General features: G+C 41.0%; 12 protein-coding genes. 8 read left to right on the top strand and 4 right to left on the bottom strand.

The features are described 5' to 3' along the window. Positions 1–111 precede the first annotated feature (111 nt). The gene (locus tag JMW85_RS01910) at positions 112–1,083 is read left to right on the top strand and encodes a pirin family protein (RefSeq protein WP_201580786.1); all 972 of its coding nucleotides are present in this window, start codon (positions 112–114) and stop codon (positions 1,081–1,083) included. Positions 1,084–1,221: 138 nt separating this feature from the next. Here JMW85_RS01910 and JMW85_RS01905 read toward each other — a convergent pair whose 3' ends face one another. From JMW85_RS01905 to trpB, 4 genes are all read right to left on the bottom strand, one after another. Continuing rightward, positions 1,222–2,325, bottom strand: coding sequence for an alkene reductase (locus JMW85_RS01905; protein ID WP_201580785.1), 1,104 nt, complete (start codon positions 2,323–2,325; stop codon positions 1,222–1,224). A gap of 341 nt (positions 2,326–2,666) precedes the next feature. Then, positions 2,667–3,371, bottom strand: a complete 705-nt coding sequence (locus JMW85_RS14370; protein ID WP_265090725.1) for a DMT family transporter — start codon at positions 3,369–3,371, stop codon at positions 2,667–2,669. Then, positions 3,365–3,568, bottom strand: a complete 204-nt coding sequence (locus JMW85_RS14365) for an EamA family transporter (protein WP_265090724.1) — start codon at positions 3,566–3,568, stop codon at positions 3,365–3,367. Before JMW85_RS14365 ends, JMW85_RS14370 begins: the two co-directional genes overlap by 7 nt. Positions 3,569–3,786: 218 nt before the next feature. After that, entirely contained in the window at positions 3,787–5,013 is a 1,227-nt protein-coding gene (trpB, locus tag JMW85_RS01895; RefSeq protein ID WP_201580784.1) for a tryptophan synthase subunit beta, read from the bottom strand. Between the two features lie 393 nt (positions 5,014–5,406). Between trpB and JMW85_RS01890 the strand changes: the two genes are divergently transcribed. The 7 genes from JMW85_RS01890 (at position 5,407) to JMW85_RS01860 (ending at position 12,661) form a co-directional block, all read left to right on the top strand. Then, a complete protein-coding gene (locus JMW85_RS01890) occupies positions 5,407–7,005 on the top strand; it encodes a GMC oxidoreductase (RefSeq protein WP_201580783.1) in 1,599 nt (532 codons plus the stop codon). A 737-nt stretch (positions 7,006–7,742) separates the two neighbouring features. Next, positions 7,743–8,060 (top strand): helix-turn-helix domain-containing protein, encoded by a 318-nt coding sequence (locus JMW85_RS01885; protein ID WP_201580782.1) that lies wholly within the window; start codon positions 7,743–7,745, stop codon positions 8,058–8,060. A gap of 81 nt (positions 8,061–8,141) precedes the next feature. Continuing rightward, on the top strand, positions 8,142–8,987 hold the full coding sequence (locus JMW85_RS01880) for a reverse transcriptase family protein (RefSeq protein WP_201580781.1): 846 nt from the start codon (positions 8,142–8,144) through the stop codon (positions 8,985–8,987). Between the two features lie 472 nt (positions 8,988–9,459). Then, the gene (locus JMW85_RS01875; RefSeq protein WP_201580780.1) at positions 9,460–10,464 is read left to right on the top strand and encodes a lipoate--protein ligase; all 1,005 of its coding nucleotides are present in this window, start codon (positions 9,460–9,462) and stop codon (positions 10,462–10,464) included. A 230-nt stretch (positions 10,465–10,694) separates the two neighbouring features. Continuing rightward, positions 10,695–11,210: a PAAR domain-containing protein gene (locus tag JMW85_RS01870; RefSeq protein WP_201580779.1), complete on the top strand. Its 516-nt coding sequence runs from the start codon at positions 10,695–10,697 to the stop codon at positions 11,208–11,210. Positions 11,211–11,231: 21 nt separating this feature from the next. Further along, a complete protein-coding gene (locus tag JMW85_RS01865; protein WP_060490284.1) occupies positions 11,232–11,984 on the top strand; it encodes a hypothetical protein in 753 nt (250 codons plus the stop codon). Then, positions 11,984–12,661 carry a hypothetical protein gene (locus tag JMW85_RS01860; RefSeq protein ID WP_193009240.1) on the top strand — a complete coding sequence of 226 codons (678 nt, stop codon included), beginning with the start codon at positions 11,984–11,986 and terminating at the stop codon, positions 12,659–12,661. Before JMW85_RS01865 ends, JMW85_RS01860 begins: the two co-directional genes overlap by 1 nt. Positions 12,662–12,672 lie beyond the last annotated feature (11 nt).

Raw genomic sequence — 12,672 nt, 5'->3', positions numbered from 1 at the left:
ATTAGTCCTTGATAAATTATTAAAATAAACACAATATAGGTGGCTATAAATGTAGCGTAACTTAACAGAACTTTTTTATTAAAAAATACGTTTTGTCTGACGAGGTAATAAATGCGTCCTATTAAAAATATTCATGGTGATAAAGCGCCGCACTGGGTAGGTGACGGCTTTTATGTAAAGACCTTAATCAACCATCTTGACGATAATCCTCATTTTAATTATAGCCATACCGACCCTTTTTTGTTATTTGATTATGGCAAACCAACAACCTTTGATCCGAACCCCAATTATAAAACACAGCCGCATGGAGTCGGACAGCATCCACACAAAGGCTTTGAAACCGTCACTATCGCCTACGAAGGTGAAATCAGTCATGCCGATTCAGTAGGCGGGCAAGGGATTATTCAAAAAGGCGATGTGCAATGGATGACCGCAGGTCGTGGCATCATGCACGAAGAGTTTCATTCGGAGGCTTTCGGTCAACGTGGTGGCGTCTTTAGTATGGTGCAATTGTGGGTTAATTTGCCAAGTGCGCACAAACTGACCGACCCAAACTATCAAAGCATCAAACGGGCAGATCTGCCTATCGTTGAGTTAATCGACAGCAGCAACCCTAACCACCAAACGACGATTATTGGTAAGGCGGCTATCATTGCTGGTGCGTGGCAAGAAATCAGAGGCGCGGCAAATACCTTTACTCCGATTAACTTATGGGATATTGAACTGCATACTGCGGGCGCGACGACGCTAAAAGTGCCCAACACCCACAATACGCTACTGCTGGTACAAGAAGGTGAGCTACTGGTCAATGGTACGTCAGTCAGTGCCGGTAATTTGATTCAATTTGATGCGCCAACTCAGCACCGCACTGATGGGCAAGCTCAGCAAAAACCTTCTACTGATAGCATTGAGCTGCATTATCCTGCTACCGAAAATGGCAAGCAAGCACCAGTCAAGCTTTTACTATTGAGCGGCGAACCTATCGGCGAACCAGTCGCAGGTTATGGACCCTTTGTAATGAACACCCAAGAAGAGCTCCGCCAAACGTTTCGGGATTACCAAACGGGCAACTTTGTTAAATAGTTAAAATACAGGCATCAAAAAGCCACCTGACGGTCTGCGTCAGGTGGCTTTTTATTATGTGCTTATGTATCGGCTAACGGTGAGGGTGTTTTTAACACACCTTAAGGTTAGCTAATCATAAGGGCAGCTGATTATCCATTATGCTTGGTTAAGGAATGGATAATCGGTATAGCCTTCATTACCACCACCATAAAAACTCTCTGGATGCTGCTCATTGAGCGCTGCCCCTTCTCGGATACGCTCAACCAAATCAGGATTGGCGATATAATCACGGCCAAAAGCAACCGCATCGATATAGCCGTCTTTGATGTTTTTCTCCGCTTTTTCAGCCGTATAGCCACCAGCAGCGATGATCATATTATCAAAAGCATCACGGACACGCTGACGGAATGCATCACTATAAGGCGTACCACCTGCCCAATCAGGCTCAGAGATATGCAAATACATCAGACCACGCTTGTTGATCTGTTCAACTAGCCAGATGTTTTCGTCTTCGTTGTAGCCTGCTTCTACATTGTTAAACGTGCCAAGTGGCGAGATACGAATACCCACATGATCAGCATCCCACGCATCAACACAAGCATCAATGACATCAAGAGTCAGACGCGCACGATTCTCACGGCTACCGCCATACTCATCATCACGCTGATTGGTTTGCTCAACCCAAAACTGATGCAATAGATAACCATGCGCACCATGAATCTCTACTCCATCAAAGCCTGCTTCTTTAGCATTTTTGGTCGCTTGGGCAAAATCAGCGATGACTTGCTTAATCTCATCAAGTGTCGCTGGACGTGGCGTGGTCGCTTCAACACGGATGGCGTGATTATTGCTATCACGCAATGACGTACGCACACCGACATGCACATCAGACGCTGAAATCGGCGCTTTGCCATCAGGCTGCACGCTTTCATGCGCGACCAATCCTGTGTGCCATAGCTGTACGACAATTTTGCCACCTTTGGCATGGACATTATCAACGATGGTTTTCCACGCAGTGATTTGATCTTGGGTATGGATACCCGGCGCACCAGCATAGCCTTTTGCCTGAAAAGATACCTGCGTCGCTTCAGTAATAACAAGCCCAGCACTCGCACGCTGTGAATAATACTCTCCAGCAAGTGCCGTCGGTACATCACCAGGTTCGATTGAACGTAGACGTGTCAACGGTGCCATGATGATGCGGTTTTTTAGGGTTTGCGTACCCATTTCTACGGGTTCAAATAAATTATCGTGTGCCATAAAAAGCCTTATTTGTTGTTATAAAACCATAATGATTGGTTTGTTATTAATGAATAAATAGCGCGCTCGTTTTTTAATACGCTATTTATAATCCGTAGTCTTTATAGGGGGCAAACGTGATAATTCCAAGGAAAAATGACCAATAAAAATATCAATATGGCATGATATCGGTATTGATAATACTCATTATTCAACGCCTCTTATTAGCCTATTAAGCGAATGGCTTTAATCATTGAAAAACATAAATAGCAAAATAACATTATTTATCAATAACGTGTACTCACAACCTCTCAGTCAAAAGTCTACTTAGGGCGTGTTGAACGATGACCCAATCGAGATTTTTACAATTTGAGCATCTTTTTAATGGACAACTCTAAAGACAAGTAAGTGCCAAACAATATCACCATCGAGCCGATGATCGCAGGTGTGTCCAATGCTTCACCAAGCAATAAGTAACCCAATATAATCGCAAAAATCGGAATCACCAAGGTAATACTGGTTGCGCGCATAGGACCAATACTTTTTATCAATTGATTCATAAAAATCAAGGCAATGGCGGTTGAAAATACGCCAATACAAATGACAGAAACCCAAGCAGTAAGGCTAATGCTTTTACCATATGGGAATTCGTAGACTGCTATCGGCAACATGATCACACTGGCAATGATGAGCGAACCTGCGGTAATTGCCACTGGCGAGACACTGTATAAGTAGTTTCTGGTAATATTGGCACCGACGGCATAACCGACACAGGCCAATAACGCATAGCCCATTGGTAGCAACCCTGAACTTGACTCAGCGCCCTGCCCGCTACCGCCAAATAAGTTTTCACTCATCAAAATAATCACACCGATAACACCGATGACTAAACCGAGAAGTTGTGTTCTTGACAGTCTGTCTTTAAAAAAGGTACTGGCGATGAAACCGCTCATCATCGGCACAGACGCATTGAGCACCGCCAACACCCCTGCGTTTACCGATCGCGCTGAAAAGGCAAACAGGATAAAGGGAATAGCCGCAGAAAATAATCCAACCAGCGTCAACACTTTCCAGTTATCCCGTATACCCTCTCTGTTTTTGGGCTGATTAAAACAAAAACCAGCATGGTCAGCCCAGCCAAGACCACACGAAGGCTCGCAAAAGCTAACGAGCCAAACTCAGGCACGCCGATACGATAAAAAATAAAAGACAGCGACCACATAAAGGATAAGGTGATAAAAATAATGAGGTCGCGGTTAGACATGTGGTGATCCTATCAAGCGTTAGACGATTGCTCCTTACTTATAAAATGGCTATTTATGAACTTCTCGTTATGAAATGATTGTTATTAATAAATTCATCATAAAAACGCAGTTATAAAAGGCTTAGTCGTAAAAAGTATCGTGTGATAAAAAAACCTCGATGATAACTTTTTAATTGCTCGATTGATGTTGTATTTTCTGTATTTATCACTGATTTCTTCTACAAATTTACTTTATCCAAAATAAAGTCAATATCCTTATCGCCGCGCCCTGACAAATTGACCAAAATTGTCTCATCCGCTGACATATCTTTGGCAATTTTCATCGCATAAGCGATGGCATGTGCCGACTCTAAGGCAGGAATGATACCCTCAAGGCGCGACAATGCCATAAACGCTTCTAGACATTCAGCATCAGTCGCCGACTCATAAGTAGCCAGTTTTAAATCTCGCAGATGCGAGTGCTGTGGTCCAACCCCAGGATAATCAAGACCAGAAGCAATCGAATGTACGGGAGCTGGCTCGCCTTTTTCATCGAGCAGCACGTAACATTTAAAACCATGAATCTCACCTTTCACGCCGAGCGACATTGTCGCCGCATGATTAGGGGTATCCAGACCTTCACCTGCGGGTTCCACGCCTATTTTTTCTACATCTTTATCATCAAAAAAGCCGCTAAACATACCAATTGCATTGGAGCCGCCGCCAATACAGGCCACAACCTTATTAGGTAGCCTACCGGTCGTCGCTAGGAACTGCGCCCGCGCTTCATGTCCGACCACTGACTGAAAATAGCTGACCATTTCAGGATAGGGCGCAGGTCCCAGTGCCGAGCCAATCGCAAACATACTAGTATCGAGCTCATTAAGATAGGTTTCAAAGGCGCTATCGACTGCTTCTTTTAGTGTACCAGCGCCACGCGAGACTGGCACGATATTGGCACCCAAAATCTTCATCCGGCTGACGTTTGGATGCTCCTTTTTAATATCCACCACACCCATGTGAATCTCACACTCCAAACCCATCAATGCTGCTGCCGTCGCTAATGCTACGCCATGTTGCCCCGCACCCGTTTCCGCAATCACCTTTTTTTTGCCTAATTTTTTGGCTAATAACACTTCACCCAAACAGTGATTAATCTTGTGCGCGCCCGTATGATTTAAATCTTCACGCTTAAAATAAATCTGCGCGCCGCCGCAATGCTCCGTCAAACGCTGCGCATGATAAATAGGACTTGGACGACCAACATAGGTCTCACGCAAGCGCTTCATCTCAGCGATAAAATCATCGTCTTTAATGATTTCACGAAAGCCTAATTCGATTTCTGCCATGGCTTTGGCAAGCTCAGGATGACCAATTTTGCCACCGAACTCGCCATATAAACCATCGTTATTCGGTAGTATTGATTGATGTAAACCGTAGCCAGCTTCTGTATTTTGCGTTGTCATAATTAACCCTTATTATTTTAAATGGAGTATTAGTATTGGCATTTTTGCCGAATTATTTAGCTTTTTTAAGGATAAGAATAATTGAATATATTTATGTTCTAGTACATTGAAACAAGATAATAAGCGAAATTCTCTATTCGGTCAAGTTTACACGTCACTCTAAAAATAATTGACTAAGAGACTTGCTAAGGTCATTCAATAAAAACTGGCAAAAATAATTAGTGAATGAAAGCCCTATTTGACTATAAGTATTACAGCAATCGCGTGACTGAAATAATAACGCAACCTATGTTTGCTAATATGATGCTCGCTTGGCTTAGCGCACCTTTGCAGTCTAAAGCTAATATTATTTCATACGGGCTTTTTAGCTTAAATATCAAATTAGGATACACCATGCAACGACGCCAACTGATTAAAGCCATGGGTTTAAGCTTAGGCGCTATCAGCACCTCCACGGCAGTGAGTGGTTGCCAAACGCTTGCCAAGCAGCCAAAGCTACCAAGCAAAATTACTCAAGCTGGGTATTTTCCTAATATCATCGTTGGTAGTGGCTATGGTGGCGCGGTATCGGCACTACGACTCAGCGAAAAAGGTCACAAGGTTTTAATCCTTGAGATGGGGATGCGCTGGGATAGAAGTCCCAAGCATGATACCTTTTGCAAAATGATTAACGCTGATAAACGCTCAAGCTGGTTTAGCAATATGCCAAACGCTCCTATTCCGATTCCAATCCCTATCAGAAAATATCCTGGGGTTTTAGATTTAATCGAATATGAGGATATGAAAGTCTTTGCAGGGCGTGCTTATGGTGGCGGCTCTATCGTCAATGGCGCGATTGCCATTCAGCCCAGACGCTCGCACTTTGAAGAAACGTTCCCTTGGATTGATGCTGATGAGATGTATGACACTTACTTTCCCCGCGCGATGAAAAACCTGAAAGTCAGCCAAATTCCTGAGTCGTTTTTTAATCAATCCGAGCACTACGAATTTACTCGTTCAGCTGAACGCCAAGCTTCAAGGGCGGGACTAAAAACAGAGTTTTTCGGTAATAGCTACGATTTTGACTATATGCAAAAGGAAGCGCGCGGCGAAGTGTATAAATCCGCGCTCGGCGGTGAAGTTATCTATGGCAATAACGCTGGCAAGTTTTCATTGGATTTAACCTACTTAAAAGACGCCGAATCTACTGGCAATGTCACGGTCAAAACCTTGCGCAAAGTTAATACTATTCAAGCGCTCGATAACGACCAACTGCGTTTAGAAGTCCATGTCATCAATACCACAGGCGGCATCGATAAAGTTGAGTATTACACTTGCGATAAGCTCTTCCTTAATGCAGGCAGTACGGGAACCTCAGAGCTGCTACTCAAAAGCCAAGCTGAAGGCAAGCTTAATAACTTAAACGAGCATATTGGTCAACATTGGGGACCCAACGGTAACATCATGACGGGACGCAATTTCGTCCACGCTGCTGGCACCACCCAATCCACCATTCCGGTCAAAGGCATCAATATGTGGGACGGCGATAGAGACGGCTCAAAGTATAAAATCTTTGCTGAACTCGCGCCACTACCGTTAGGACTTGAAACTTGGACGACGCTCTATCTCGCCATCACCGACAACCCAGAACGTGGCAATTATTATTATGATAAAGCCACCAAAACCGTCAAGCTTAACTGGAAACGTAAGCAAAATGAGTATTCGGTAAATGCAGCTAAAGAGCTGTTAGATAAGCTAGCCAAAGCTAATGGCGGCTCTACCTCAAGCTTGCTATTTACCAAAGGCTTCGGTGATAACTTCTGCTATCACCCGCTCGGCGGCTGTGTACTTGGCAAAGCTACCGATGAATTTGGTCGCGTCAAAGGTCATAAAAATATCTATGTGCAAGATGGCGCGTTAATCCCCGGTAGCGCTGGCGTCAATCCGTATGTTTTTATCACCGGTCTTGCTGAGCGTAATATGGCTAGTATTTTGAAAGGAGATTTTGGGTAAGGGGTTAGAAGTTGGTTAGATGGAAACGCTCTTTAGGAGCGTTTTTTTTGGGTTTTGGATTTGTGGAATTTATTTCCTGCCATCTGCTTGTATCTACTCATCTGGGCGAAGCGCTGGCACGGTTTGAGTAGTTGTGGTTGCCTTAACATAACTAGGGTAAATTAATCATATAAGTCACATCTACTCTGACACGAGATAAAATCAAAAACACTTTCAAAAACAATGTCTTGTTAATAAAAAATCAAAATATTTATTGATATTTTGTACGCTGACAGCGAATTAAGTTTGCATTTAACGAATATATGTATTACTATTATTTCGTTAATAGGTTTCAAGACTAGAAATCTCATCATTGTTATTTAGGTATCAATTCGTACCTGTGGAGAATATTTTATTCTCTAATCCTTTCCCGGGTATTGTGAACTCTACGGACACAGAGAGCATAATGACCGAGGGCTCACACTCTTGCGATGAGCGCAAGAGTGTGGCATTGGGACTTGTCGTTGGGACACGTCTTTCCTCTAATTACGATGAGAGGTCAGCATTTCGCTGGCTTTATTAGAGGAGTTATTTATGAAAGAACCTATTAAATCCCAACGAGCACTCAAGAATCGTAAGAAAAAATTCATCTGGAAACTCTTCAAAGGATTGTTAGTATTGTTAAAGTTCTTTGACTTGCTTGACAGCTATTTTGATAAGGATTCTTGAGTGTCATCCTAAACGCATGTGAGGTTCATATGATTAATCAAGCTCTTAAAAAGATTCGTGAATTTCATAACATGAAACAAAACGAATTAGCTAACAATATAGGTATTTCTAACTCATATTTATCTGAGATTGAGAGTGGTAAAAAGTCACCAAGTTTAGATTTGCTTCAAAAGTACTCAGAATTATTTGATATACCAGTATCATCCTTAATATACTTTTCCGAAGAACTAGATAGTGGCTCTGGTTCATCTATTAACAAGCTTAAAGTAAAATCAAGGAAGTTTTTACTAAAATTACTAGAATGGAGTGATTCTGTTGATGAAAAAAAAGAGAAAACTCAAAGTTAGACACTTCAATAAACAGTACCCAATTCATCAGTCTCCTTTATATAGACTATCTAGTTTAAAAAGCTTTCAGTACTACTTGCTATGCCTTTAAAGGATATTAAGAAGCTAAATGGTAACAATGATAGTCGTTACAATGTTTTTACGAACAAAGATGATCGAGAGATTCAAGAGCCTTTCAATGAAATATATGTAATACATAATAAGCTTGCTAGTCTTCTGTCTCGTATAGCTACGCCTACCTATTTACATTCTTTTAAAAAGCAATATTCCCATATCACAAATTCAAAAGCTCATTTAGGCTCAGAACAAGTCATAACTTTTGATATCAAAGCATTTTATCAAAACATTACTCAAGATAAGATTAGGGTGTTTTTTAAAAACGACTTAAAGTGCTCTCCCGATATTGCTTTTTTGCTTTCTAAAATATGTAGTTATGACAATCATCTTCCTACAGGAAGTCAAGTAAGCATCTATTTAAACTTTTTAGTTAATAGAACAATGTTTGATGAAATGCATAGTTTGGCAGAAACACTAAAAATCTGTATTACAGTATATGCTGACGATGTTACTATCTCAGGTGAAAAAGTTGATATGGGTATGCTTAATACTATGTCTAAAATAGTTGAAAGACACGGTCATACCATAAATAAGCAGAAAACTCGTAAATATTCAAACAGTCAAGTTCCTGTCATTACAGGTATTGCCTTATGCAATGGTAAAACACAACCAACTAATGAAAAATTTAAAGAGTTACGTCAAAAAAGTAACTTTCTATTGAGAGTTTCTAATGACTTAGATTTAGAATTTTTGAAAAAAGAAAGTATGTCTTTAGATGGCACATTAAATTATTTTTCACAACTTAGCTCTGGAGTACCTAAAAGTACGTTAGAAGCTAGAGACAGGCTCGCAAAGTTACTTGGTATATAGGCTAGGAATCTTGTCTAGCTTTTACTTTCCGTAATTCTATAGTCTAAAACGTCAATCTATGAATTATTGCGAATGACCATAATTTCAATCACGATAGATGTATAGAAGGTAGCAGATCTCACCGCTAGCCCTGATAGTAGCGGTATCCTAACGCCGACGATGGCGTTGCGGACTATGGCTGGGGGTGGTCGCTCGAATGTTGGAACGCCACCAGACAAACCAGTCCGCACGCCATTGACAAGTTAGATACAAGCGAATAGCAGGATTAGCTCCATAAACTAATCATTCCTCAAAATCTATACATCCTCTTCTCAAACTTCAACTAATACGCCCCGCTCTACCCCAATATTCAAATCCTAAAACCATCCTACCTACCACACAGCCATTGAATTCCAACCTCGCATCGGCAACAATGACAGTATTTATTTATAATATTCACTCTAGAAAAACCATCCGAGAAAAAGGATAAATAATGAAACTGCGTATCTTAAAATCTGCCGTGACCAACCCTTGGTTTAACCTCGCCACAGAGGATTGGATATTTAATACGCTCAACCCAGACTCGCACACGCTCTTCTTATGGCGCAATAGCGAGACCGTGGTCATTGGGCGCTCGCAAAACCCATGGGTAGAATGCAAAATCGATAAGATGGAAGCCGACGATGTGTTTTTGGCGCGCCGACAAAGTGGTGGCGGCGCGGTGTTTCATGATTTGGGCAATACCAACTTTACCTTTTTATCACCCAAAGCCGACTACGACCAAGAGGCAAACTTCACCATCATCATTAATGCGCTAAAGAAGTTAGGCATAGACGCAGATTTATCTGGTCGTAATGATATGCAAGTCGGTGATAAAAAAATATCAGGCAGCGCGTTTAAACATGCCGCCGATCGCAGCTTTCATCATGGTACGTTACTCGTAAATGCCAACATGCAAAAGCTGGGCGATTATCTCAATCCGCATCCGCTTAAACTGAAAGCAAAAGGTATCAAATCCGTGCGCGCTCGCGTGGCAAACTTAGTAGAATTTAACGATGCTATTAATCACGAAACCTTATCTGCTGCGATTATCGAGGCGTTTTGTGAATATTATAGTGACACCGCGCCAGTAGAAGAATTAGATGAAGCCAGCCTCGCCAAACAACCTACATTGAACAAATACTATCAACAGATGGCAGATTGGGATTGGCGCTTTGGTAAGACGCCTGAATTTACCCATCACATTGAAACGCGCTTTGATTGGGGCATTATTGATTGTCACCTTGATGTGAAGCAAGCAGTGATACGCGAAGTAGTCATCTTCTCTGACGCATTAAATGTTGAGTTGATTGAGCTATTAAAAGACACGCTGACTGATATTAAATATGATAAAGAAGCTATTAAAAACAAGCTCGATGACTTAGCTAAAGCGCATCCTGAGTTAGCAGCACACATTGACGATGTTTCTAAGTGGCTGACTAGCGAGATGGAAGGTTAGATTTTTGCTTGTTATTAATACCTTAGATTAATAAATAAAGAGTCTCAATTTCTTACTACCGTCAATTATTCAAATATTTTTATGCTTTGAGCAGGCTAATCTTGCGATACAAACTCCACTTTTAAACAAACTTAAGTTTGATATTTAACGCTGTAGCCCTCTATAATGTCATGCAAATAACAGAATCGCTATAACAATCCAAACTTTAAACGTTTAAGCAAGGTAGCACTATGGCAGCCTATATCACCGTCGGCGCAAAGACCTCTCACGGTGGGACGGTCATCTCCGGCTCACCGCACACCACTCATAACGGCATCCCTGTCGCGCGTAAAGGCGATAAAGTGATCTGTAAAAAATGCAAAAAGGTCACCACTATTGTTAGTGGTGATGCCTCCTTTATTGTCGATGGTGCGCCTATTGCACGTGGCGGTGATGTCACTAGCTGCGGCGCTAAGCTGATTGCTAGTCAGCAGTCGTTTGCGGAGTCTGACTTTGATGTGGGTAGTATTGCGCAGGAAGCGCCTTTGGTGTTTCCGAAGTCGGATATGAGTAATTCCTCCGAAGAACAATATGACGAACAATTTCAAGTTTTAGACGAAAATGATCAACCTATATCTAACGTGGACTATCAAGTTCTTGACACTGAAACGCAAGAAGTTTTGGCTACTGGTACAACCGATTCAGAAGGCTTGACTAAACGCGTAAGTACTGACATCGGAAAAAGTATAAATATTATTTTTATTTAATATTTTAAGTAGGGATTAATTATGGATGGGCTTTTAAAAACTTTAGGTATTAGAGCAAAGACTAATACTAATACTGGTTCTAGACAGCAGGTAAGTCCAGTAAGATTTATTAAATCCACTAAGGAAAGTGACGGGACTGATAGTGGCTGGCTTCGTGTTAGATTGGATAATTCAAAATCTGCATCTCTTTGTGAAAGAACAAAAATTCAGATTACTAACAGTAAAGAAGGAAGAACTTACTTTAGAATAATGGATGGGAGTTTTAAGGGTAAGTTAGCTTCACTTACTGATGGAAATGCGAAGCTATACCTTTCAGGAGAAAAACCTACCATATCCTCTTCTGGTGCTGTGATAGAAGTTATATATTCGGGCAAAGAACGTACCATATATTCTGTAATTCGTAAAGATATCAGGCAAATTCCTGCACGTTTAAGTTTTACGGGAAATACAGCAACCGTTTCGTTGACTACTATAGGAGCTGATTCACTGAATCCTTTGCCCGAGGGAACATACAATATATTAGTCCCTGATGTTCCTCATGATAAAGAGTATACAGAACAATATAAACCTGCGTACCCTGCTTTAAAGTGTCATCAAGTATGGTTCCCTATAGAATATCAGACTAATAACCGTTACGTACATGTAGGTGCTATCTCTGAAGGTTGCGTTACTGTACTAGATCTTAAGTTATGGAATCAAATATACGATTATTTAATAAGTCATCGTCGAACTGATCTAAGATACGTAGGCAAGCTGATAATTAGGAAAATATAATGATAAAAGTCGCCTTCACTTTATGCGTACTAATAACGCTTGCCTCATGTACCTCTAACGATGATATTGATCATGAGCAGACACGTATTGTTTCTCAAGACCATGACAAGTCCATAATAGACAGCGAGCTCTCATCATCAGAAAATTCGACAGTTTACGAATATGAAGATTCTGAAGCCATTTTACGTCATGTCGTTGATGGATGGAAAGCTCCTAAAAGCCTCGCTAAAAAAGAAGAAAGCTATCAATTTTTGCTTAATCTTGAAAAAAAGGGAGACATTGAGTTTGCTCAGCAGAACTATGGTACAGCATGGAATAGATATAGTACGGCTTCTATTTACTATCCTTCGCCTAAAGTACTAGTAAAAGCTGGTGACGCACAGGTACTTCATATTCTAAATAGGTATGAAACTATATGTGATTGTGATAGTAATGATTTACCAGAAGACATAAGAAGAAAAAATTTTCAGTTAGATTACTTGCAGTATATTATTAGAAGAGAATATGGTTTAGCACTTGATTTCAACCGCTACCCTAAGAAAGACTACAACGATGAACAGAGTCTAAGTAAAGAACAAGAACAACAGTTGATTAGCAAAATTGAATGTTTAAATCAGAAACTTGATTTTGAAGGTGACTCAGCTGATGTTTCAATTATAAAGCCATGTCTTGATTGATCAATCGCAAA

It is taken from the genome of Psychrobacter glacincola (assembly GCF_904846075.1).
Taxonomy (GTDB): Bacteria; Pseudomonadota; Gammaproteobacteria; order Pseudomonadales; family Moraxellaceae; genus Psychrobacter; species Psychrobacter glacincola_C.
The sequence above is the reverse complement of the archived record's forward strand: the minus strand, read 5'-3'. Positions and strand labels throughout refer to the sequence as shown.

Coding starts and splice junctions, on each gene's coding strand:
- JMW85_RS01910 (WP_201580786.1), top strand. CDS start 112: ATGCGTCCTATTAAAAATATTCATGGTGATAAAGCGCCGCACTGGGTA.
- JMW85_RS01905 (WP_201580785.1), bottom strand. CDS start 2,325: ATGGCACACGATAATTTATTTGAACCCGTAGAAATGGGTACGCAAACC.
- JMW85_RS14365 (WP_265090724.1), bottom strand. CDS start 3,568: ATGTCTAACCGCGACCTCATTATTTTTATCACCTTATCCTTTATGTGG.
- trpB (WP_201580784.1), bottom strand. CDS start 5,013: ATGACAACGCAAAATACAGAAGCTGGCTACGGTTTACATCAATCAATA.
- JMW85_RS01890 (WP_201580783.1), top strand. CDS start 5,407: ATGCAACGACGCCAACTGATTAAAGCCATGGGTTTAAGCTTAGGCGCT.
- JMW85_RS01885 (WP_201580782.1), top strand. CDS start 7,743: ATGATTAATCAAGCTCTTAAAAAGATTCGTGAATTTCATAACATGAAA.
- JMW85_RS01880 (WP_201580781.1), top strand. CDS start 8,142: ATGCCTTTAAAGGATATTAAGAAGCTAAATGGTAACAATGATAGTCGT.
- JMW85_RS01875 (WP_201580780.1), top strand. CDS start 9,460: ATGAAACTGCGTATCTTAAAATCTGCCGTGACCAACCCTTGGTTTAAC.
- JMW85_RS01870 (WP_201580779.1), top strand. CDS start 10,695: ATGGCAGCCTATATCACCGTCGGCGCAAAGACCTCTCACGGTGGGACG.
- JMW85_RS01865 (WP_060490284.1), top strand. CDS start 11,232: ATGGATGGGCTTTTAAAAACTTTAGGTATTAGAGCAAAGACTAATACT.
- JMW85_RS01860 (WP_193009240.1), top strand. CDS start 11,984: ATGATAAAAGTCGCCTTCACTTTATGCGTACTAATAACGCTTGCCTCA.